A 23,026-nucleotide genomic window follows, 5' to 3' on the forward strand; every position below is an offset into this window, starting at 1 on the left:
AAGGCCTTTTCTTCAATGCACCAGCGTCAGCTGTATACACGCCCCAGCAACTGGCGGTGGCTTTCGAACTGGTCCAGCACGTCGCGCACGATCTGCTCTGGTGCAAAGCCCATCAGGTCGTACTCCTGGCTACCATCGTGCAAGTACACCTCGGCTCGATAGAAGCGCTGACGGACTTCCGGCTCACCCTCCACCGGCGCTTCGCTCGGCGCCGCCAGGTAGCCGTCCAGGCTCACTTCGTAGACGAACGGGTTGCCCTCTTCCATCATCACCCGCAGGCCCATCATGTTGCGCGACTGGCCAACACGGGTTTCCACCTCGAAGCCCAGGGTCTGCAACTGCGCGGCGGCCTCTTTCAGCGCCGGGCTGACGTGCTTGTCCATGAAGCGCTGCACCACGGCCTGGGTCGGCTGCAGTTCCAGCTGGGTCAGGCGCTCACTGAAGCCGCGACGGCCACGGGCGGCCAGCTCGGCACGCTCCTGCTCGACCACCACGTCCTGTTTCATCGCCTTGTACAGGCCGAACATGAACAGCACCAGCACCACCGAGAACGGCAGCCCCGCCAGTACCACCATGGTCTGCATGGCCTCGAAATTACCGGCGAACAGCAGGCCGATGGTGACCAGGGTGATGACCACCGACCAGAACACCACCATCCAGTGCGGGGCGTCTTCGTCCACCTTGCCGCCCTTGCAGGACAGGTTCGCCATCATCACCGCGCCGGAGTCGGCCGGGGTGAGGAACAGGACGAAGCCGACGAACACCGCCACACCGATCACAATCTTGGCAGCCGGGAAGTATTCCAGCAGCTGGTAGATCGACATCGACGGCTGTTCCAGCGCAGTCTTGCCCAGTTCCACCGCACCCTGGTTGATTACCAGGTCCAGCGCCGTGTTGCCGAAGATCGACAACCAGGCCAGGGTGAAGCCCAGCGGGATCAGCAATACGCCCATGACCAGCTGGCGCACGGTGCGGCCCTTGGAAATACGGGCGATGAACATCCCTACGAACGGGCCCCAGGAGATCCACCAGGCCCAGTAGAACACGGTCCACAAGCCCAGCCAGCGCTCGGACTTGTCACCCGAGCCTTCGTACACGTAGAGGTCGAAGGTCTTCAGCACGATACCGTTGAGGTAATCGCCGATGTTCTGCACGAAGCCGTTGAGCAGGTACAGGGTTTCGCCACCCAGCAGCACGAAGATCAGCAAGCCGCTGAACAGCATGATGTTCAGGTTGGACAGGCGACGAATGCCGTTTTCCACACCCGAGACCGCAGCCACGGTGGCCACCCCGGCCATGACCAGGATCACCACCAGCAGGTTGGTCTTGCTGTGGTCCATGCCGAACAGGTATTCCAGGCCGGAGGCCACCTGCATCGCGCCGATGCCAAGGTTGGTCACCAGGCCCAGCAGGGTCACGAACATGCCGAAGATGTCCACGGCGTTGCCGGCGGCACCCTTGACCCAACGCTCGCCCACCAGCGGGTACAGCGCCGAACGCAGGGCCAGCGGCTGGTTATGACGGTAGGCGAAGTAACCCACGGCCAGGCCGACCAGGGCGTAGATTGCCCAGCCATGCAGGCCCCAGTGCAGGAAGGTCAGCTGCAAGCCCTGGCGCGCGGCCTCGAGGCTGGCCGAGGTACCTTCCGGCGGGTTGAAGTAGTGGTCCAGCGGCTCGGAGGCGCCAAAGTACAGCAGCGAAATACCGATACCCGAGGAGAACAGCATGCCGGCCCAGGCACCATAGCTGAAGTCGGGCTCGTCGTCCTTGCCGCCAAGCTTGAGCTTGCCGTAGTCGGAGAAAGCCAGGTAGACGACGAACAGCAGGTAACCACAGATCACCAGCATGTAGTACCAGCCAAAGGTGCGCGTCAGCCACTTCTGGGCCACGCCAAGCACCTGGCCGGCAGTTTCGGGTACAGCGATAAGCAAGGCAGTCAGAACGAGGATCATCAGCGCGGAGGTGAAGAACACCACGCGGTTGACCCGGACCCTCTCGGCGGGGGGTTTGGTAAGTGAGGCAGAACTCATTGCACGAATGCTCCGGGCAGTGCGGCTATGGAGGCTAATCAGTGTTCCCGAGCAATTGGTGGAATATCCCCACTGCGTCAGGTGTTATAAAAGGCACCCTGGAAACCGTGATCCCGAATCGATACGTTGCAAAAAATCAGACAGATGGCCTGTCGCCACTGCCACGCCTCGGTCGAGGTGTGCGCATTAGCCACAGCCCACCCCGCCCGCTCCAAGGGCCTGCCGCAGGCTCGACGAGCGCACGGCAGAATCTGCATTCGCATCGCTCATGCCCGTCAACGCCTTGTATTCCGGGGGTTACGCGATTTCCTGGGGTGTCAATCCGTGCTTCTTAGACCGCCTGAAAAACTGTCAATGGCACAAATTGTCGCAGAGCTTATTCTTTATTGATTGAACGTTCAATCAAAACAAAATAGACTGGCCTTCGCCGAGTCAGCGCCTGTCGCCTGCTCGCAGGCCTGAGGAGATAGCAAGATGCCCAAGGTCGGTATGCAACCCATCCGCCGCCAGCAGTTGATCGAAGCCACGTTGCAGGCGGTCGATCAGGTCGGACTGGGAGATGCCAGCATTGCGCTGATTGCCCGTTTGGCCGGTGTGTCGAACGGCATCATCAGTCACTACTTTCGGGACAAGAACGGCCTGATCGCAGCGACGATGGGATACATCATGAACATGCTCAACGAAGGTGTTCGAGCACGTCGCCAGGCCCTGACGGACGACAGCCCGCGCGCCCACCTGAAAGTGATCATCGAGGGCAACTTCGATGCCAGCCAGGTGAACGGCCCGGCAATGAAAACCTGGTTGGCCTTCTGGGCTTCCAGCATGCACCAGCCCGATTTGCACAGGTTGCAGCGGATCAACGACCACCGCTTGTATTCCAACCTGTGCTGCCAGTTCCGCCGCGCCCTGCCGCTCTACCATGCGCGCAAGGCAGCCCGCGGCCTGGCGGCGTTGATCGACGGCTTGTGGCTGCGTGGTGCCCTGTCGGGTGATGCATTCGACACCGACCAGGCGATACGGATTGCTTACGAATACATGGAACTACAACTGGCTAAACAGCACACCCTGGACACCAACAACCAGGCTGCTGATCAAGCACGCACGGCACTTGTCGACCCGGCAGGAGCGTGACGCGCAGCCAACCACACACTGCACTTGCGAGGACACTATGGCCCGTTTCGGAACGCAAAAACTCTACATTGATGGCGCTTACGTCGACGCTGGCAGCGATGCCACTTTCGAAGCCATCAACCCGGCCACCGGCGAAGTCCTCGCCCACGTGCAACGTGCCACCCAGGCCGACGTCGAGAAGGCCGTCGAAAGCGCCGAGCGCGGCCAGAAAGTCTGGGCCGCGATGACCGCCATGCAGCGTTCGCGCATCCTGCGCCGCGCCGTCGACATCCTGCGCGAGCGCAACGACGAACTGGCCATGCTGGAAACCCTGGACACCGGCAAGTCGTACTCGGAAACCCGCTACGTCGACATCGTCACCGGCGCCGACGTGCTGGAATACTACGCTGGCCTGGTACCGGCCATCGAAGGCGAGCAGATCCCGCTGCGTGAGTCGTCCTTCGTCTACACCCGCCGTGAGCCGCTGGGCGTGACCGTCGGTATCGGCGCGTGGAACTACCCGATCCAGATCGCCCTGTGGAAATCCGCCCCGGCCCTGGCCGCTGGCAACGCAATGATCTTCAAGCCGTCGGAAGTGACCTCGCTGACCACCCTCAAGCTGGCCGAGATCTACACCGAAGCCGGCCTGCCGAACGGCGTGTTCAACGTGCTCACCGGCAGCGGCCGCGAAGTCGGCACCTGGCTGACCGAGCACCCGCGTATCGAGAAAGTGTCCTTCACCGGCGGCACCACCACCGGCAAGAAGGTCATGGCCAGCGCCTCGAGCTCGTCGCTCAAGGAAGTCACCATGGAACTGGGCGGCAAGTCGCCGCTGATCATCTGCGCCGACGCCGACCTGGACAAGGCCGCCGACATCGCCATGATGGCCAACTTCTACAGCTCGGGCCAAGTCTGCACCAACGGCACCCGCGTGTTCATCCCGGCGCCAATGAAGGCGGCTTTCGAAGCCAAGATCGTCGAGCGCGTTGCACGCATTCGCGCTGGCAACCCGGAAGACGAGAACACCAACTTCGGCCCGCTGGTCAGCTTCCAGCACATGGAAAGCGTGCTCGGCTACATCGCCAAGGGCAAGGAAGAAGGCGCCCGCGTGCTGTGCGGTGGTGAGCGCATGACCGAAGGTGCTTTCGCCAAGGGTGCCTTCGTCGCCCCGACCGTGTTCACCGATTGCACCGACGACATGACCATCGTCAAGGAAGAGATCTTCGGCCCGGTGATGAGCATCCTCACCTACGAAACCGAAGAAGAAGTCATCCGCCGTGCCAACGACACCGAGTACGGCCTGGCCGCCGGTGTGTGCACCAACGACATCAGCCGCGCCCACCGCATCATCCACAAGCTGGAAGCCGGTATCTGCTGGATCAACGCCTGGGGCGAATCGCCAGCCGAAATGCCGGTGGGTGGCTACAAGCAGTCGGGCGTCGGCCGTGAGAACGGCATCAGCTCACTGGCCCAATACACTCGCATCAAGTCGGTCCAGGTCGAGCTGGGCGGCTACAACTCGGTTTTCTAAACCCTGTCTAGCCACGCCCGTGCCGCTGTGCACGGGCGTTTCCGCTCCCTGATCACCGCCAACATGAGGGTACTTTCATGTCCAAAGAATACGATTACATCATCGTCGGTGCCGGCTCGGCCGGTAACACCCTGGCGACCCGCCTGACCGAAGACGCCGGCGTCACTGTACTGCTGCTGGAAGCCGGCGGCCCCGACTACCGCTTCGACTTCCGCACCCAGATGCCGGCCGCCCTGGCCTTCCCGCTGCAGGGCCGCCGCTACAACTGGGCCTACGAGACCGACCCGGAGCCGCACATGGACGGCCGCCGCATGGAGTGTGGTCGTGGCAAGGGCCTGGGTGGCTCGTCGCTGATCAACGGCATGTGCTACATCCGCGGCAACGCCATGGACTTCGACGGCTGGGCAGAACTGCCAGGCCTGGAAGACTGGACCTACCTGGACTGCCTGCCGTACTTCCGCAAGGCCGAAACCCGTGACATCGGCCCGAACGACTACCACGGCGGCGAAGGCCCGGTCAGCGTGACCACGCCGAAAGCCGGCAACAACCCGCTGTTCCACGCCATGGTCGAAGCCGGCGTACAGGCCGGTTACCCGCGCACCGAAGACCTCAACGGCTACCAGCAGGAAGGCTTCGGCCCGATGGACCGCACCGTGACCAAGAACGGTCGCCGCTCCAGCACTGCCCGTGGCTACCTGGACCAGGCCAAGAAGCGCCCGAACCTGACCATCGTCACCCACGCCCTGACCGATCGCGTACTGTTCGACGGCAAGCGCGCCATCGGCGTGACCTACCTGGTCGGCGACAGCGAAGAGCGCGTCGAAGCCCGCGCCCGCAAGGAAGTGATCGTCAGCTCCGGTGCCATCGCCTCGCCGCAACTGCTGCAGCGTTCCGGCGTTGGCCCGCGCGCCCTGCTGGAAAGCCTCGACATCCCGGTGGTGCATGACCTGCCGGGCGTTGGTGAAAACCTGCAGGACCACCTGGAACTGTACCTGCAGTACGCCTGCACCCAGCCGGTGTCGCTGTACCCGTCGCTGCTGTGGTGGAACCAGCCGGCGATCGGCGCCGAGTGGATGTTCAACGGCACCGGTATCGGCGCCAGCAACCAGTTCGAGGCTGGCGGTTTCATCCGTACCCGCCCTGAATTCAAATGGCCGAACATCCAGTACCACTTCCTGCCGGTGGCCATCAACTACAACGGCTCCAACGGCGTGCAGGAACACGGCTTCCAGGCGCACATGGGCTCGATGCGTTCGCCCAGCCGCGGCCGTATCCGCCTCAAGTCGAAGGACCCGCGCCAGCACCCAAGCATCCTGTTCAACTACATGGCGACCGAACAGGACTGGCAGGAATTCCGTGACGGCATCCGCCTGACCCGCGAAATCATGGCCCAGCCGGCGCTGGACCCGTACCGTGGCCGCGAGATCAGCCCGGGCGCGCACGTGCAGACCGACGAAGAACTGGACAAGTTCATCCGTGAGCACGCCGAAACCGCCTTCCACCCGTCCTGCTCGTGCAAGATGGGCACCGACGACATGGCGGTGGTCGACGGCGAAGGCCGCGTGCACGGCATGCAAGGCCTGCGTGTGGTCGATGCGTCGATCATGCCGATCATCATCACCGGCAACCTCAACGCCACCACGATCATGATCGCCGAGAAGATCTCGGACAAGATCCGTGGCCGCAAGCCGCTGCCGCGCAGCACCGCCAAGTACTATGTGGCCAATGGCGCACCGGTGAAGGGCAAGCCGCTGCGTGAGGTCAAGCAAGGCTGATCCTAGACCTGGGTGAGACGGGCCAGCTCAAGGCCTGCCTCACCCACTGCCGCAATGGCTATGCACCCACTCCATAGCCTCCTCCATCCCCCGCTGTCGCAGCATGCTTACCAGGCCATGGCGACAACTGCGCCTGTTTCCCTTCTCGAACGTCAACCCTGCATGCCGGTGTGCATTTGAGCGCTCGTTTCTCCTGCCCCGCTCGTCACCAGTCTCCCCGCGAATCCCGCCGCTGATGAAATATCCGTCATGAATTTGGCATTTCTGGCCTGAGGTGCCATATTTTTGCGCTGGCCAGGAGGCCAAGTAAGCCGAATTGGCTTTTCCACACCAGAGGCAACGAGAACAAACATGGACGGTTGGCAAATCGAGCTTCTTCATGCACTGGAACGTGTCAGCGACGAAAACGCTATCTTCGCGTTGATCATGGAGGCCAGCCTTGCGCTGGATTTCAACTACTGCGCCTATGGTTTGCAGGTGCCTTACCCTATCTCCAGCCCCAAGGCGATCATGCTGAACAATTACCCTGCCTCCTGGCAGGAGCGTTACAGCAAGGCCAGGTATCTGGAAAAAGACCCCACCATCGCCCTCGGGCGGCAGTCGGAGCGGCCCATCATCTGGAGCGACCAGCTTTACGTTCAAGCATCCGACCTGTGGGAGGAAGCCCGTGGGCATGGGCTGCGCAAAGGCCTGTCGCAGTCCATACTCAACACCGGCGGTAGCTGTGCGATGCTCACCGTAGCACGCAGCGACACACCTATCAGCGAACGCGAGTTACACCAGAACGGCGACAAACTGCGCTGGCTGGCCAGCACCGCCCACGTCTCGCTTAGCTCAATTCTCAACCGCCGGCACCGGAATGCCGAAGCCCCGGAGCTCACCGAGCGCGAGCGTGAAGTACTCAAGTGGACTGCTGATGGCAAATCGGCCAGTGAAATTGCCGACCTGCTCACGGTCTCCAAGAACACCGTCGACTTCCATATCAAGAATGCGGTGCGCAAGCTCAAAACGGCCAACAAGACCGCTGCTGTGGTACGCGCGGCCATGCTTGGGTTGCTGTTCTGACGCCGTGAGCAATTCGGCAACATGACAGCCGAATGACGGCCGCCCTACCCATTTTGGTAGGTTACACATTCAGTAACTGTTGTATCTAATAGCTCCGCCACGGAAAGTTTGCGGAGCCTAATAAATGGAATTCATCACGGGTACGCTGGAAACACTGGATGCCAGCCTGCGCTCGGCCATGGCGCAATATCGATATGAAGTATTTGTCCGGCAGCTCGGGTGGAAACTGGACTGCGAAGTAGATTCGGAATTTGACCAGTTCGATCGAGACGATACAGTCTACATCCTAGCTCGGGACAAACAGAAACAAGTAGTCGGCGTGGCGCGCTTATTGAGTACCGCCACACCTTACTTACTCAGTGAGGTATTTCCCGAACTCATGGCCGGCCAGCCGCTGCCCGCCAGTGAACAGGTCTGGGAGCTATCACGCTTCGCCGCCGTCGGCGACGCCCCCTGCCGTGCCGAGCGGCAGATTTCCTCCCCCAACGCTATTGCCCTGATGCAAGCGACATTGCGCTGCGCAGCGGCACATGGGGCGCGCAAGTTGATAACCGTGTCACCGCTGGGTATCGAGCGCCTGCTGCGCAAGGTTGGCATAGATGCCTCTCGCGCCGGCCAGGTCTGCACCAAATACGGCCAACCCTTGTACGCCTCCTGGATCACCGTGAACTGATCGGCGGGCGCTTCGCCCTGTGTTTCCAACCCACCTGACTGGAAAAAAAATGAGTCTCGACTTGATCAATGACCATTGGTATGCAAAAGCGACTGTGCGCAGCACACCGCGAATCATCGTCCCGGAGTATGACGGTGAACAATTAATTTATCCCGTCTCCCGCTGTGCGATGTGTGAGCATCCGATCATTCAGACTCACGGCAAGCATATCAGGAATTACCTGTTGACCCAGGCGGCCTATCAATTTTTGTATAACGTAGGGCTGCTGGAGACCAAGTTTATTATCCAATGTTGCCTGGATATGTTGCACGACAAATTCCCAGGCATTGGCAATGAGGAAAAACTGCAAGCGCTCACCGTGATCATCGACGAGGGGTACCACGCCCATGTGGCCCTTGATTACCTGACGCAGATGAATGAAAAAAGCGGTATCGAGGCTATCGAAGTTCCGCAGAGCAACCAGAAGCTGGATGCGACAGCGCGCGCCTATGCGCAATTGCCCGAATCGCTGCGCACCGAGTTCCAGCTACTGGCCGTGACCATCGCAGAGAATGTGCTTACTGACGAAGTGGCCAACCTCGGACGCGAACGTCAGCTGAGCCAATCGTTCACGACTCTGATGGTTGACCATGTACGCGACGAAGGGCGCCATTCGCGGTTCTTCGCTGATCTGATGAAAAAGCGCTGGCCAACACTGCCGGAAAGCACCCGCGAGCGCTTCGGCCTGATGCTCCCCGCCTATCTCGACGACTTCCTGGATATCGACCCCGAGCGACGCTTCGAACGCCGCATGCTGGCCCATTGCGGCCTGACGCCAGAACAGGCCGAACAGGTAATCCACGAATCCGACCCGACCTTCCATGCCGACCATGCGCGCATGAAGAAATCGATTCTGCAGCGTCTGTACCGGCTGTTGCGGCAGATGGGCATCCTCGACCTGCCACAGGTCAGAGAAGCCTTCGCCGACCGCGACTACGTCAGCGCCTGACAGGAGGGCAGCGGCCGTGAAAACCCTGATCGTCGACAACTTCGATTCGTTTACCTACAACCTCTTCCAGTTCATGGGCCAGGTTTGCGGTGAAGAGCCTGATGTCTTCACCAACGATGTTTCCCCAGCGGACATCGACCTGAACCGTTATGCCGCCATCATCATTTCACCCGGCCCAGGAACCCCGGCGCGCAAGACCGATGTCGGCCTGAGCGAAGACATCATCCGCGATGCCAGCGTGCCTGTGCTGGGTGTGTGCCTGGGACACCAGTGCATGGCCCACCTGCACGGGATGGACGTGGTGCACGCCCCCGAACCGATGCACGGGCGTATGAGCCTTATCAAGCATGACGGCCAGGGCGTATTTGCCGGGCTACCTGCCGACCTGACCGTGGTGCGTTATCACTCGCTGATGGTGCGCCAGATCAAATCACCGTTCGTCGTCAGCGCCTGGGACCAGAACGGCATGATCCATGGCATCCGCCACAAGGACAGGCCACTGCACGGCATTCAGTTCCACCCCGAATCCATCTGCACCGAAGCGGGCCTGCAAATGCTTGGCAACTTCCGCGACCTCGCACACCAGCACCAAGGTGGCCTTTGCTGACAGCCATCGCCAGCTTTTCCGGAGATTCTAGATGAGCAACCGTGTCGAATTCCGGGCCTTTGACCATGTGCCCGACACCCTGGCGGCCTTCGAGCAAGAGTTCGCCCCGTCCCCGGCCCGCTTCCTGCTGGAGAGCAGTGTGGTGATCCCCGGGTTCTCCCGTTTTACCTTCATGGGTGACTCGCAAGGCCGCTGGGCCGAGGTGCTGCGCTACAAGCAGGAAAGCGCCAGCGTCGAGATCCGCCGCATGGAAGGTACTGTGCAGGAGCCCGCCGAGGACTTTCTCGCCTGGCTCGGTGAGCACATGCTTGCCCAGCGCACACCCTGCCCCGACGAATTGCCGTTCGACTTCAACCTGGGTTATGTCGGGGTTCTGGGCTACGAGCTGAAGGTGGCCACATTGGCCGACCCGGCCTGGACATCTCCGGCTCCCGATGCGTGCTTCATGCTCGCCACGCGCATGCTTGTGATCGACCATCAGGAGAACCGCAGCTACCTGCTGCATCTGCTCAAGGATGACTACGACCAACCGGCTGCCAGGGCCTGGCTGGAGCAAACCGGTAACCGCTTGCAGGCTCTGCCTGCCGCCCAGCCCTTGGCCAAGCGCCCCCGGCACATGTCGCTGGACCAGGTGGAGCAATGGATTGCTGCCCATGCCAAGGCCCGCCACAACAAACCGGCGTATATCGAGAAGATCCTTGAGGCCCAGCGTCAGATCGTCGATGGCGAAACCTATGAGGTCTGCCTGACCAACCTGGTCGAACTGCCGTTCGAGCATTCTGCCTACGCCCTGTACCGGATCATGCGCGAGCTCAGCCCGGCGCCCCACGCCGCCTATTACGCCATCCCCGGTTTCGAAATGGCCAGCTCGTCACCTGAGCGGTTCCTCAAGGTGGACCGTTCCGGCCAGGCCGAGGCCAAGCCGATCAAAGGCACCCGGCCTCGCAGCCACGATCCCAGGGAGGACCAGCGGCAACTCGACGAACTGCGCCAGGACGAAAAGGACCTTGCTGAAAACCTGATGATTGTCGATTTGCTGCGCAACGACCTGGGCAGGGTATGCCAAATAGGCTCGGTCAACGTGCCAGGCCTGTTCGTGGTGGAGAGTTACTCGCACGCTCATCAGTTAGTCTCGACCATCCAGGGCCAGCTGAAAGCCGGTATGCAGGCACTGGATTGCATCAAGGCCAGTTTCCCCGGCGGCTCGATGACCGGCGCGCCGAAAAAACGCACCATGCAGATTATCGGCGAGCTTGAGCAAGGCGCGCGGGGAGCCTACTCGGGCTCATTGGGGTGGCTTTCGCTGGGTGGTGCCTGCGACCTGAGCATCTTGATCCGCAGCGTGGCAGTACACAACGCCCAGGCTCGTTTCGGTGTCGGCGGGGCTATCACCGCATTGTCCGACCCGGAAAGCGAATACCTCGAGACCGTGGTCAAGGCCAGTGGCGTGGTAGAAGCAATAGCCCTTCTCGACGAGGTATGCGCATGACAACTGTGCCCTACCCGAGCGAAAGACATGCGATCGTCGTTGGCGCCGCCGGATCGATAGGGCGGATGCTCTGCGAACAGCTGAGTGCATCCGGATTGCATGTGCTCGGCGTCGACCTGGCAACAATCCAGGCACCGCAAGGCTATGACGTCATGCAAGGCGATGTCTGTGCGCCTTCCCCGCTCCTGTGCCAACGCCTCGCCACTGCGCATCTGCTGGTACTGGCGCTCTCGGAGAAGGTGCTACTACAGGCGCTCCCCGGGTTGCTGCCGCATCTGGCGCTGGACTGCCTGCTGGTCGAAACGCTGTCTATCAAGAATACTTTCGCCACGCTGATCCGTGACGTTTCGCTGCCGCAGGCGGTGGCTGGGCTCAACCCGATGTTCTCGGGTGACCTGCCGCCAGAAGGGCGACCGGTGGTGGTGGTACCCTACCAGCCCGACGCGGCCCTGGACGACCTCTGCGAACGTCTGGAAAGCCGCGGCATGCGCCTGTTCACGCTGACAGCGCAGCAGCACGACCACGCTATGGCTCTCTTGCAGACAGTTGGCCACTCGATGGTACTCGCCTTCGGTCACACCTTGGCCGCCAGTGGCGTGCCGTTGGCGCAACTGATCGAACTGGGGCCACCACCGTTCAAGGTCATGCTCTGCCTGCTGGCGCGCATGATGACCAACCATCCAGACGTGTACTGGGAGATCCAGGCCGGCAACCCGGCTTCGGCTACAGCCCGCGAGAACGCCTTTGCCCAGTTGCAACGTCTCGATATACACGCCCGCAACGACGCCCACGTCGAGTTCCTGGCCGCCATGGCCAGCCTTCGCAACCACCTCGAACCAGCCCAGCCACAACTGGCAGCCAGTTGCAGGCAACTGTTCGAAGTGATCCAGGCGTATGCGCCCGGCCCCATGGGCGAGGGCGCAGGGCTGAGCAGCCATCGCGATCGAATCGACCGTATCGACGACCAGTTGATCGACCTGATCGCACAGCGGCTGGACATCATCCGTGAAGTGGCCGGCAGCAAAAAAGGCAGCAGCACCGCCGTGATGCAGCCCGAGCGGGTCAGGCAGGTGGTCAGCCGCTGCACCAAACGCGGGCGTACGCTCAATGTGCCGGCAGAGCTGATCGAGCAGCTCTACCACGCCATCATCGAGCAGTCCTGCCAGATCGAATACGACGTCGTCGGCGGCCCTCGTCAGACATTGCTCGACGTCACACCGGAAGTGTTTTCACAGACAGGAGTCCGCTGAACATGAACCAGGATAAGCACAACGCCGGCCCGCTCATCGAATGGCTGGCTCAGACCCTCGACCAGGATTACCAGTACCGCCAGGACACCCTGAGCCTGACTGCCAACGAGAACTACCCAAGCGAACTGGTACGCCTGACATCCGGCAGCACCGCCGGGGCCTTCTATCACTGTTCCTTCCCCTTCCCGGTACCGCTGGGCGAGTGGCACTTCCCCGAACCAGGGCAGATGAACGAGATCGCCGACGACCTGCGCGGGCTGGCCCGGCGCATGCTGGGGGCACAGGCATTCGACTGGCGACCCAACGGTGGCTCACCCGCGGAGCAGGCATTGATGCTGGCGGCGTGCAAGCCAGGCGAAGGTTTCGTGCACTTTGCTCATCGCGACGGTGGGCACTTCGCGCTTGAGCAACTGGCGAGCAAGATGGGCATCGAAATTTTCCACCTTCCGGTCGATCCGCGCAGCCTGCTGATCGATGTCGCCAAGCTCGATGACATGGTGCGCCGCAACCCGCACATCCGAATTGTCATCCTCGATCAGTCTTTCAAGCTGCGCTGGCAACCGTTGGCGGAGATTCGCGCCGTACTGCCGGAATCATGCGCCCTGACCTACGACATGAGCCATGACGGCGGCCTGATCCTGGGCGGTGTGTTCGACTCGCCTCTGGCCTGTGGCGCCGACGCTGTCCATGGCAATACCCACAAGACCATCCCCGGCCCGCAAAAGGGCTACATCGCCTTCAAATCCGCTCAGCACCCACTGCTGGTAGATACCTCGATGTGGGTGTGCCCGCACCTGCAAAGCAACTGCCACGCCGAACTGCTGCCATCGATGTGGGCGGCCTTCAAGGAAATGGAAGTGTTCGGGATGGCTTACGCGCAGCAGATGGTTAAAAACGCCAAGTCCCTGGCGCAGCAACTGCACGAGCTCGGCCTGGAAGTTTCGGGCGAATCGTTCGGCTTCACCGAAACCCATCAGGTGCACTTCGCCGTCGGCACGCTGCAGCAAGCGCTGGCCATGTGCGTCGACAGCCTGCATGCCGGTGGCATCCGTTCTACCAACATCGAGATACCCGGCAAGCCAGGCGTTCATGGCATTCGCCTGGGCGTACAGGCCATGACTCGCCGCGGTATGCGAGAGGACGACTTCCGCCAGGTGGCCGGGCTGGTAGCCGACTTGTACTTCAAGCGCACCGAACCTGCGCGGGTCGCCAACCGCGTCAAGGAGCTGCTGGCTGGCTTCCCCTTGGCCCCGCTGGCGTACTCGTTCGACGGGCAGATTGACGAAGCGCATCGCCATCTGATCGAGCGAGGTATCCAGCGATGAACATGCTGACCCGGCTTTTCACCGCGTCCCAGGAAATGACCCTTGGGCAACTCGTGGGCCATGTGCTGGTTGAAAGCCAGATCAATGACCTGTTCTGCATTCCCGGTGACTTCACCATGCAGCTGTCGCGGGAAATGCTGGGCACTCCCGGCCTGACCCTGCGCACCATGTCACACGAGTACAGCACCACCCTCACCGCCCTGGGCTACGCGCTCGGCGGCCAGGCGCCCGGCGCTGTATGTTTCACCTACGGCGTGGGTGCCCTGAACGCCATCAACGGCATCGCCCAAGCCTACGTGGAACGTCTGCCGCTGGTGGTGATATCCGGGTCGCCCGGGCACAAGGAACGCCAGGGTTCGATGTTCGCTCACCACACCATTGTCGACCATGGCACCCAGCTGCGGCTGATGAAAGAAATCACCGTGCATCAGGCGTGCATCGACGACCCGCACCAAGCCCAGGACCAGCTGCGCGAAGCCATCGCCATCGCCCTGCATGAGTCACGGCCGGTGTATGTGGAAATCCCTCGCGACCTCTTCCTTCACAAGGTACGCCATACACCACGACGGGCACCGCTGGGGCGTCAACCAGCCCTGTTCGACCAACATGCATTGAGCGCGGCCGAACAGGCACTGAAACTGCTCGACCAGGCCCAGCAGCCGGTGCTGGTGCCCGGCCTGGATGTCAAACGCGGGCACCTCGGTGCCGAAGCACTGGCGCTGAGCGAGGCGCTCGGGTTGCCTTGGGTCGAAACACCGATGTCGCGGGGCGGCTTGCCGACCACGCATGCCCACTATCGAGGCATCTACGCCGGCCCGGCTTCACCTTCCCGCCTGACCCAGACGTTGGTCGACAGTTGCGACGTGCTGATGCTCCTTGGCGAACCCAACTCCGACGTCAATATGGGCATAGCCAGCCAGATTGCCGGTGGTCGGCTGATCCACGCCAATGACGGCGTGGTGATGGTCGGTCGGCAACGCTACGAGCTGAGCACCGAAGCCTTCTTGCGCGCCTTGCTGGGCCTGGCTGCTTCGGCACACCGGCATGGTCAAACCCTGGCGCCACTAGAAGCGGAGCAGGCCGCCTTCATCCACCCCAGTGCGCCAGAACAGCTGCTCGCCGCTGATTCACCGTTGACCCCGTACGAAATCATCGATGAATTGAACAGGGTGTTCAGCGCGCTTCCCGACCTTGACCTGATCGTCGATTGCGGTGATGCCTTCTTCATGTCGTTGGGCATGTTCCCGCGCGATGTGCTGGCGTCTTCCCTGTACATGAGCATGGGCCTGGCCGTCCCAGGCGCCATTGGCTACCAACTGGCAAGCGGTAAACGCCCGCTGGTACTGGTGGGCGACGGAGCATTCCACATGACCGGCAACGAGCTGATGCACGCTGCCCGTTTCGGCACCAGCCCCATCGTGGTGGTCCTCAACAACCGGCGCTGGACCTCGTTGTCGGGCAAGCCTCAGGACCGTCCCCTGACCGAGCAGCCAGACCTGGAATTCATCGACATAGCGCGCTTCCACAAGGTGCAGGGTTTCACCGCACACACTTCGGAGCAACTACGCGAACAGCTTGCCGAAGCCTTGGCGATGGACCGTCCCGTGCTGATTGATGCCCGGGTCGCCCCGGATACCCGCTCGTACCTTTGCGAGCGTTTCTTCGATGCGGTGCAGAAACAGCAGCACCTGCCCAAAGCCTGAGCAATCGTGCCCCGGTCACAGAATGGAGTCGTTTGAAATGGAAGTCGCCACCTCACTCCCGCTTACTGCCGCCCAGCGCTCAATCTGGCTCGGGCAGCAGTTGGCCAGCGACAGCGCCGCGTACAACATTGCCAGCCTGCTGCGCTTCGACGGCAAGGTGGACGCGCAGCACCTGGCGGTTGCCCTGAATCAGGTGATGGGCGAGAGCATCGGCCTGCGCGCACAAGTCCACGAGGCGCATGGGCAGGTACAGCAGCAGATCATCGCCACATCCGAGTACTCGCTAGCCGAGCACGCCTTTGCCAGCGAAAGCCTGGCACGCCAGTGGCTGGCCAGCGACCTGGCGCTCGCCATTGACCTGGGGCAGGGCCCGCTGCTGCAGGCAAGCCTGGTGCGTATCGCCGGACAGCCTGACTGGTTGTACGTGAAGAGCCATCACATCGCCTTGGACGGTGTCGGACTTGGCTTGTTCCTCAAGCGCTGGGCGGCGTTGTACAGCGAACAGGCTGGCCATTCCGTCAACGCAGCGCCACTGGGCGCGCTGCACAAGGTGCTGGAAGCGGAACAGGCTTACCAGGCATCACCCGACTTCGCTCGCGACCGCGACTACTGGCAGCAGCAGGTCGACAGCAGCCTGACCGTGGCCAGCCTCAATCCACAGGTCAAGCTGCCGACCCGGCAAGCCTTGCTGCACCGCGGCCTGTTGTCCGAAGCGGCCTTCCAACGTTTGCGTGAGTGCGCCAGCCAATCGCAGAGCCACTGGCTGCAGGTACTGATCGCTGCCTTCGGCGCGTTCATCGGTCGCAGTACCGGCCAGCGGGACGTGGTCGTTGGTATTCCGATGATGAACCGCCTGCACACACAGGCGCATGATGTTCCTTGCACCTTGGCCAACGTGCTGCCTTTGCAGCTGCAAATCGACCCATGGACACGCGTTGGCGAACTGGTAACAGCCACAGCCAAGGCGCTCGCCAGCATGCGCGAACACCAGCGCTACCGGGCCGAGGATATCCGCCGCGATTGCAACCTGCTGGGTGATGGACGCCGCCTGACCGGGCCTCAGATCAATATCGACATCTATTCGCCTGCACTGGTGTTCGGCCCGCTTGCCGGTGAAGTCGAAGTGCTCAGTGCCGGCGCAGCCGACGATCTGTCGCTGCTGGTTCAACCCGTCCCGGGCCAGGGGCTGCGGGTATGCGGTATGGCCAACCCTGATCTGTACGATGGCAAGGCGCTAGGCACCCATGTGGAGCGTTTCCTCGCATTCATCGAGGCATTCGCCACCGACGTCGAGCGCCCGCTCGGCCAGCTTGCCGCCTACCCTTACCAGGTCTGCCCAGCACCACAACCAACCGGCCAGGCACAATCGACACTGCTCGACGGCTTCGCTCATTGGGTTGGCACCACGCCCGATGCCACCGCACTGACCTTGGGCGAACGCTCATTGAGCTACAGGGAGCTGGACAACCAGGCCAACCGCCTGGCACACCTGCTCAAAGCACGCCTGCCGTCCCGCACGGCTTCGCCGCAGCGCACCGTTGCCCTGTTGCTGGAGCGTTCGCTGGAAACGATAGTGGCCATCCTGGCCGTACTCAAATGTGGTGCGGCCTATGTGCCTTTGGACCCCGATGCGCCGCAAGAACGCCTGGCCGGGATTATTGAAGAATGCGCCGCAGACTTCATGCTATGCGGCGAGAACACTGCGACGAAAGCCTGCGGCCTGCAAGCGGAAAGCCAACTGCTGAGCATTGATGCCCAAGCCACCCTGCAGGCGCTGCAAGACGCTACGGATCGGCCCCCGGCGTGCGGCCCGCAACCGCACGACAGGGCCTACATCATCTACACCTCAGGTTCCACCGGCAAACCCAAGGGCGTCTGCATCAGCCACCATAACGTGGTGCGACTGTTCAGCAGTACACACCCCTGGTTCGACTACCGCAACAGCGACGTCTGGACAGCCTGCCACGCCTATATGTTCGACGCCTCTGTCTGGGAAATGTGGGGCGCCCTGCTGCATGGTGGGCGCCTGGTGATCGTGCCGGTAGCCACCACCCGCGACCCTCATGCCTTGCTGGATCTTGTGGTACGTGAGCAAGTCACCGTGTTCGGCCAGATCCCCTCCGCGTTCTACCGGTTCATGGAAGCCGAAGCTGATCATCCCGAGCTGGTTGCACGCATGAAGCTGCGATACCAATGCTTCGGCGGCGAGCCACTCGACCTGGGCCGCCTGGCCCCATGGTTCGATCTGCCGCGGCCGGCAAACACGCAGTTGCTGAACCTGTACGGCATCACCGAGACCACCATCAACACCTGCCACCGCTTCATTTCCCGCGAGCAGGTGCTAGCCAATGCCGGCAGCCTGATAGGCCGGCCCTACGCCGACATGGATATCCTGGTCCTGGATGATGCCCTGCAACCTGTGCCGGAAGGGGCGCAAGGCGAAATGTATGTCCGTGGTGAAGGCTTGGCCGAGGGTTACCTGGCCCGTCCTGAACTGGATGCCACGCGGTTCGTCGCCGATCCGTTCGGCGCTGCGGGACAACGCATGTACCGCAGTGGCGATGTTGCAATTCGCCTGGCCGCCGGCGAGCTTGAATACATCGGGCGTGCCGACCAGCAGGTCAAGCTGCGCGGATACCGCATTGAACTGGGTGAGATCGAAAGCTGCCTGCGGGCTCATGCATCGGTTTCCAATGCCGTGGCCCTGGTAGTCAATGACCGAGCCAACGACCCACGACTGATCGCCCACGTGGTGCCGGCACCGGGTTATGCAACCGCGGATGTGGACAGCGAAGCATTACGCGATCATTTGCGCGCCAACCTGCCGGCGTACATGGTGCCCGCAGCGATCGGCGTCCAACAGGCATTTGCCATGACCGCCAACGGCAAGCTCGATCGTCGCGCGCTGCCGGCCATCGAGTCGAACGCCACCCGCCACCTGGAACCGCCAAGAGACAGCCTTGACGAGCAGGTGCTAGCCCATTGGTCGTCGCATCTGGATGTACAACGCATCGGCATGGATGACGACTTCTTCAGCATCGGTGGCGACTCGATCAAGGCCATCGGTCTGTGCCGTGACATGGGCCTGCCCGTACTGCAACTGTTCGAACAGCCAACACCCCGCGGCTGCGCCGACTACCTGCGGCACAACGGCATGGGCGCAGCCGAAACCAGCTGGACACAGGCCATGGGGGCCAGCGCTCGTGCCGACCGAGCCACCTTGTTACTGGTGCCATTCGCTGGCGGTAACGTGTTTGCCTATCGGCAGCTGGTCGAGCAGTTGGGCACCTCGTTCAATTACCTGTGCGTGCGCCTGCCAGGCCACGATGTGGTGCGCGCCGACGAACCGTTCGCGGACAACACCACGATCGCCGCCGGTGTCGTTGCCGAGGTACTGGCCAAGGTGCAAGGGCCGTTGCTGGTCTACGGGCACTGCGCCGGCAATGCGCTGGCGCTGGACATCAGCCGTCGCCTGGAGCAGGCCGGCGCCGATCTGCGCGGGTTGACCATCGGCGGCATGCTGCTGGACCTACAGCCTCACGAGGTCGAACACCAGGTGGCGCAGCGCTCGGGCGAGCAGATCATCGGTTTCCTGCAGGAGTTGGGAGGGTTCAAGGAGGTTCCGGACGCGCAAAGCCTGGCCGCCATTGCCCGAATGACCAAGCACGATGCCGGCCAGACCGCTGCATTCTTCAGCAACGAAGCCAGGGGCCACGGCACCTTGCGCGCACCTATTCATGTGATCGTAGGCAGCGCCGACCCATTGACTCCGGACTACGCCAGCCGCTATCTCGACTGGCAGGCCTACAGCCCGAAGGTGTCTCTGGATGTGATCGAAGGCGGCGGCCACTATTTCGTCAGCGAACAGCCGGAGGCGCTCGCCCAAGTGCTGTTGCGCCACAACGCGGCGCTGGCGAAGCCCCAGGCACGGCGGGCACAGCATGTGCTGCGTGACTTCCACAACCCGTTCGACGCCGCGCATGGCCAATTCCTGCTACTGCGCAACGGTGCCTTGCAGCCTTCGCTGTGGCCAAGCTTCAGCCCGTTGCCGGCTGGCTGGCAAGTGGCGTTCGGCCCCGCCTCGCGCCAGCATTGCCTCGACCACCTGCACAACCACGCCCAGCCAGAGCCGCCCCAACTGCCAGGTCTGGACGCGCCGTACTGGCCGGAGCGCTTCGAGCGCTACTACCGTCAGCAAGGCGCCTGGACCGGTGAAACCCTTGATGCCTGCATTGCCCAGCATGCCCGCCTGACCCCAGGGCAGGTCGCGGTGGTAGACGGGGAACGCCGCATCACTTACGCAGAACTTGACCGCCGCTGCAACCAGCTCGCCGATGGCTTCACCCGCCTGGGGCTGCGCCCGGGCGACCGCATGGTGGTGCAGCTGCCCAATGTGCTGGAGTTCATCGAGACCACCTTCGCACTGTTCCGCCTGGGCGTGGTCCCGGTATTCGCCTTGCCCACCGACCGGCGCAACGAGATCACCCACATCGTCCAGGCCAGCAAGGCCGTGGCCTACATGATCAAGGACCACGCCGTCGGTTTCGACTATCGGGATATCGCCCGTGAACTGCACAACCTTGCCGGCCCGGTTCGTCATGTGATCGTGCTGGGCGATGCGGCAGAGTTCACGCCCTACGCTAGCTTGTACGGCCGGGACCTGCCGGTACCGCCCCGCGACAGCCGCGCACCGGCGTTGATCACGCTGTCCGGTGGCAGCACCGCCATGCCCAAGCTGATCCTGCGTCGGCACGACGATTATCTCTACAGCATCCGTGCCAGTGCGAAGATTTGCCAGTTGAGCCCGCAAAGCGTCTACCTGTGCGTGCTGCCGGCAGGGCACAACTTCACCCTGAGTTCTCCCGGCTTCATCGGCACCCTGCTCGCCGGCGGCCGGGTAGTGATGCAGGCCGACCCCAGCGGCTCAGCCTGCTTTGCCAGCATTGCCCGCGAAGCGGTCACTTTCACCGCCCTGGTCCCGAGCCTGGCACAAGCCTGGTTGCACGCGCCACGCCAGCACGACCTCACCAGCCTGCGCTTCCTGCAAGTTGGCGGCGCCCGTCTGAGCGATGACGTTGCGGCGCGTTTGAGTGACAGCTTCGCATTCACCTTGCAGCAAGTCTATGGCATGTCCGAAGGACTGGTTTGCTATACCGACCTGGCTGGCGACCTTGACCAGCGACTGCACACCCAAGGACGGCCGATGAGCCCGCTGGACGAAATCCTGGTGGTCGATGATGACGACCAGCCGGTCGTCGTCGGACAACCGGGGCATCTGCTGGTACGTGGGCCGTACACCATTCGCGGCTATCTCGACGCGCCTGAGCACAACGCCCGAGCCTTCACCGCCGATGGTTTCTATCGAACCGGCGATGTGGTCCGCCTGCGTGAGGACGGCTGCCTCGTCGTCACTGGCCGCCACAAAGACCAGGTCAATCGCGGCGGCGAAAAAATTGCCGCCGAGGAAATCGAGGGCCACCTGCTGGCCCACCCCGGGGTGTTGGAAGCGGCGGTGATCGGCGTACCCGATCCGCACCTGGGCGAGCGCTCCTGCGCAGTGCTGGTCGCCGCCCCCGGCTTGGGCTGCGACACCGATTCGCTCAAGGCTCATCTGCAGGCACGCGGCGTCGCAGCACAGCGCATCCCCGACCAGTTCCATTGGCTGGCGAGCCTGCCCAAGACCACCCTGGGCAAGACCGACAAAAAGGTGCTGCGCCACCAATACGCGGCGTGACCCGCCCTTTACGCTCTCAAGGATATTCCGATGGCAATTCCACAGATCGAGCTTTACCAGGTTCCGAGCCACATCATGCTGAACCGGCCAGCGCTGCCCTGGACGCCGACCCCCGAACGGGCGGCACTGTTGATCCATGACATGCAGAACCACTTTCTCAAGCCCTATGCCTCGCAAGCTTTCGTCGACGCCCTGGTACAGCGCATCCAGGCCCTGCGTTCTACATGCCACGACCTCGGTATCCCGGTGTTCTACACAGCCCAGCCCGGTAACCAGCAGGTCGAATCGCGCGGTCTGTTGTGCGACTTTTGGGGCCCGGGGCTGGCCGAGGATGGTGTCAGCCCTGGCATCGTCGCCGGCCTGGCGCCCGACCCTCAGCGTGACGTCATGCTGGTCAAGCACCGCTACAGCGCCTTCGCCCGCTCCGACTTGCTCGAACGACTGCAACTGGCGGGGCGCGACCAGTTGATCATCTGCGGGGTCTACGCACACATTGGTTGCCTGACCACCGCCACCGATGCCTTCATGGCGGACATCCAGCCATTCGTGGTAGCCGATGCCCTGGGTGACTTTTCCCTGGAACGTCATCAACTGGCACTCGAGCACATGGCCCACTGTTCGAGCGTAGTGCTGTCGACGCAGCAGTTGCTTGATGCCCTTGCCCCGGCACAGGTGGCCCACGATATTCCCGGCGATATCGCCCGCTGCCTGGCGCTACCCCTGGAGCGCGTTGCGGAAATGGACGACCCGGTCGAACTGGGCCTGGACTCAGTGCGCCTGCTGATGCTGTTCGAGCAATGGCAACAGGCAGGCCTGCCGGTGAGCTTTCTGGAACTGCTCGAGCGCCGCAGCATCCGCGCCTGGGTACAGCTGATTGAGCTGCGCCTGCAGGTACAAGCCAGTGGAGCCTCGGTATGAAGCGTTTCGCCGGAAAATCCGTCATGGTAACGGGTGCTGCGAGTGGTATTGGTGCCGCAGTGGCCGGGCGCCTGCTGGCCGAGGGCGCCACGGTGATCGCCCTGGACTGCGACAGTTCTGGCCTGGAGGCACTCACGGCGGAACTGCGCTCGGACAAGGTCAAGCTTCATGCGGCCGACATCACCGACCGCGAGCACATCACGAGCCTGGTCAGCCGCATCGACGAGCAATATCCACTCGACGGTCTGGTCAATGCCGCAGGCGTCATGGAGGCAGGGCCCTTCGAACAGTTGTCGGCGCAGGCCTGGCTGCGGCTGTTCGAGATCAACGTGCACGGCACCTTCCATGTATCGCAGTCCGTGGCCCGCTGCATGTTGGCAAGACACCGTGGGGCCATCGTCAGCGTTGCATCCAACGCCGCTACCACGCCGCGGGTGAACCTGAGCGGATACTGCGCCTCGAAAGCCGCCGTGGCCATGCTCACCCGATGCATGGGCCTGGAGCTCGGCAGGCAAGGTGTGCGCTGCAATGTGGTATCGCCCGGCTCTACCCGTACCCCGATGTTGCACCAACTGGCCGGCCACGACGAAACCCTGGACCGGCGCATGGTCGAGGGCGACCTCGGCCTGCATCGCATCGGCATCCCGCTTGGCAAGATCGCCGAACCCCAGGACATCGCTGCCGGTATCGCTTTCCTGCTGTCGGACGATGCCAACCACATCACCCTGCAAAACCTGGTCATGGACGGCGGCGCCACCTTTGGTTGAGTGCACGTCATGGATATTGCGAGGCAGATTGCCATGAATTTCACGATTTCGTCCCTTGCCA

Annotated in this window: 15 protein-coding genes; 14 read left to right on the plus strand and 1 reads right to left on the minus strand. The window is 62.4% G+C overall.

The window, feature by feature from the left end; all coding sequences use genetic code 11:
• Positions 1 to 26: 26 nt before the first annotated feature.
• Positions 27 to 1,973, minus strand: coding sequence for a BCCT family transporter (locus tag HG549_RS23780; protein WP_256666142.1), 1,947 nt, complete (start codon positions 1,971 to 1,973; stop codon positions 27 to 29).
• 531 nt (positions 1,974 to 2,504) lie between these two features.
• On the opposite strand from HG549_RS23780, the gene betI reads away from it, so the two are divergent.
• The 14 genes from betI to HG549_RS23865 all read left to right on the plus strand — a co-directional run bounded on the left by betI (position 2,505) and on the right by HG549_RS23865 (position 22,965).
• Positions 2,505 to 3,161 carry a transcriptional regulator BetI gene (gene betI / locus HG549_RS23785; protein ID WP_170033310.1) on the plus strand — a complete coding sequence of 219 codons (657 nt, stop codon included), beginning with the start codon at positions 2,505 to 2,507 and terminating at the stop codon, positions 3,159 to 3,161.
• 37 nt (positions 3,162 to 3,198) lie between these two features.
• Positions 3,199 to 4,671: a betaine-aldehyde dehydrogenase gene (betB, locus tag HG549_RS23790; RefSeq protein WP_170033312.1), complete on the plus strand. Its 1,473-nt coding sequence runs from the start codon at positions 3,199 to 3,201 to the stop codon at positions 4,669 to 4,671.
• A gap of 77 nt (positions 4,672 to 4,748) precedes the next feature.
• Positions 4,749 to 6,446: a choline dehydrogenase gene (gene betA / locus HG549_RS23795; protein WP_170033314.1), complete on the plus strand. Its 1,698-nt coding sequence runs from the start codon at positions 4,749 to 4,751 to the stop codon at positions 6,444 to 6,446.
• Positions 6,447 to 6,797: 351 nt separating this feature from the next.
• Positions 6,798 to 7,511 (plus strand): autoinducer binding domain-containing protein, encoded by a 714-nt coding sequence (locus tag HG549_RS23800; RefSeq protein WP_170033316.1) that lies wholly within the window; start codon positions 6,798 to 6,800, stop codon positions 7,509 to 7,511.
• A gap of 124 nt (positions 7,512 to 7,635) precedes the next feature.
• Positions 7,636 to 8,184, plus strand: coding sequence for an acyl-homoserine-lactone synthase (locus HG549_RS23805; RefSeq protein WP_170033317.1), 549 nt, complete (start codon positions 7,636 to 7,638; stop codon positions 8,182 to 8,184).
• Between the two features lie 49 nt (positions 8,185 to 8,233).
• Complete coding sequence (locus HG549_RS23810) at positions 8,234 to 9,172, plus strand: diiron oxygenase (protein WP_170033319.1); 939 nt, start codon at positions 8,234 to 8,236, stop codon at positions 9,170 to 9,172.
• Between the two features lie 16 nt (positions 9,173 to 9,188).
• Positions 9,189 to 9,779 carry an aminodeoxychorismate/anthranilate synthase component II gene (locus tag HG549_RS23815; protein ID WP_170033321.1) on the plus strand — a complete coding sequence of 197 codons (591 nt, stop codon included), beginning with the start codon at positions 9,189 to 9,191 and terminating at the stop codon, positions 9,777 to 9,779.
• Between the two features lie 31 nt (positions 9,780 to 9,810).
• On the plus strand, positions 9,811 to 11,268 hold the full coding sequence (pabB, locus tag HG549_RS23820) for an aminodeoxychorismate synthase component I (RefSeq protein ID WP_170033323.1): 1,458 nt from the start codon (positions 9,811 to 9,813) through the stop codon (positions 11,266 to 11,268).
• Entirely contained in the window at positions 11,265 to 12,518 is a 1,254-nt protein-coding gene (locus HG549_RS23825) for a chorismate mutase (RefSeq protein WP_170033325.1), read from the plus strand. The genes pabB and HG549_RS23825 overlap by 4 nt, the downstream gene beginning before the upstream one ends.
• Positions 12,519 to 12,520: 2 nt before the next feature.
• The gene (locus tag HG549_RS23830) at positions 12,521 to 13,843 is read left to right on the plus strand and encodes a hypothetical protein (protein ID WP_170033327.1); all 1,323 of its coding nucleotides are present in this window, start codon (positions 12,521 to 12,523) and stop codon (positions 13,841 to 13,843) included.
• Entirely contained in the window at positions 13,840 to 15,546 is a 1,707-nt protein-coding gene (locus HG549_RS23835; RefSeq protein WP_170033329.1) for a thiamine pyrophosphate-dependent enzyme, read from the plus strand. The genes HG549_RS23830 and HG549_RS23835 overlap by 4 nt, the downstream gene beginning before the upstream one ends.
• A gap of 37 nt (positions 15,547 to 15,583) precedes the next feature.
• Positions 15,584 to 21,280, plus strand: coding sequence for an amino acid adenylation domain-containing protein (locus HG549_RS25895; protein WP_178118830.1), 5,697 nt, complete (start codon positions 15,584 to 15,586; stop codon positions 21,278 to 21,280).
• A gap of 30 nt (positions 21,281 to 21,310) precedes the next feature.
• The gene (locus HG549_RS23860; RefSeq protein ID WP_170033331.1) at positions 21,311 to 22,198 is read left to right on the plus strand and encodes an isochorismatase family protein; all 888 of its coding nucleotides are present in this window, start codon (positions 21,311 to 21,313) and stop codon (positions 22,196 to 22,198) included.
• Positions 22,195 to 22,965 (plus strand): 2,3-dihydro-2,3-dihydroxybenzoate dehydrogenase, encoded by a 771-nt coding sequence (locus HG549_RS23865; RefSeq protein WP_170033333.1) that lies wholly within the window; start codon positions 22,195 to 22,197, stop codon positions 22,963 to 22,965. Before HG549_RS23860 ends, HG549_RS23865 begins: the two co-directional genes overlap by 4 nt.
• Positions 22,966 to 23,026: the final 61 nt, after the last annotated feature.

The sequence above is a fragment of the Pseudomonas sp. SK genome (assembly GCF_012975065.1).
Classification (GTDB): domain Bacteria; phylum Pseudomonadota; class Gammaproteobacteria; order Pseudomonadales; family Pseudomonadaceae; genus Aquipseudomonas; species Aquipseudomonas anuradhapurensis.

Bases quoted from the DNA above. Each gene is read 5' to 3' on its own strand.
- betB (WP_170033312.1), top strand. From the start codon at position 3,199: ATGGCCCGTTTCGGAACGCAAAAACTCTACATTGATGGCGCTTACGTC.
- pabB (WP_170033323.1), top strand. From the start codon at position 9,811: ATGAGCAACCGTGTCGAATTCCGGGCCTTTGACCATGTGCCCGACACC.
- HG549_RS23805 (WP_170033317.1), top strand. From the start codon at position 7,636: ATGGAATTCATCACGGGTACGCTGGAAACACTGGATGCCAGCCTGCGC.
- betI (WP_170033310.1), top strand. From the start codon at position 2,505: ATGCCCAAGGTCGGTATGCAACCCATCCGCCGCCAGCAGTTGATCGAA.
- HG549_RS23835 (WP_170033329.1), top strand. From the start codon at position 13,840: ATGAACATGCTGACCCGGCTTTTCACCGCGTCCCAGGAAATGACCCTT.
- HG549_RS23825 (WP_170033325.1), top strand. From the start codon at position 11,265: ATGACAACTGTGCCCTACCCGAGCGAAAGACATGCGATCGTCGTTGGC.
- HG549_RS25895 (WP_178118830.1), top strand. From the start codon at position 15,584: ATGGAAGTCGCCACCTCACTCCCGCTTACTGCCGCCCAGCGCTCAATC.
- HG549_RS23810 (WP_170033319.1), top strand. From the start codon at position 8,234: ATGAGTCTCGACTTGATCAATGACCATTGGTATGCAAAAGCGACTGTG.
- HG549_RS23830 (WP_170033327.1), top strand. From the start codon at position 12,521: ATGAACCAGGATAAGCACAACGCCGGCCCGCTCATCGAATGGCTGGCT.
- HG549_RS23865 (WP_170033333.1), top strand. From the start codon at position 22,195: ATGAAGCGTTTCGCCGGAAAATCCGTCATGGTAACGGGTGCTGCGAGT.
- HG549_RS23800 (WP_170033316.1), top strand. From the start codon at position 6,798: ATGGACGGTTGGCAAATCGAGCTTCTTCATGCACTGGAACGTGTCAGC.
- betA (WP_170033314.1), top strand. From the start codon at position 4,749: ATGTCCAAAGAATACGATTACATCATCGTCGGTGCCGGCTCGGCCGGT.
- HG549_RS23860 (WP_170033331.1), top strand. From the start codon at position 21,311: ATGGCAATTCCACAGATCGAGCTTTACCAGGTTCCGAGCCACATCATG.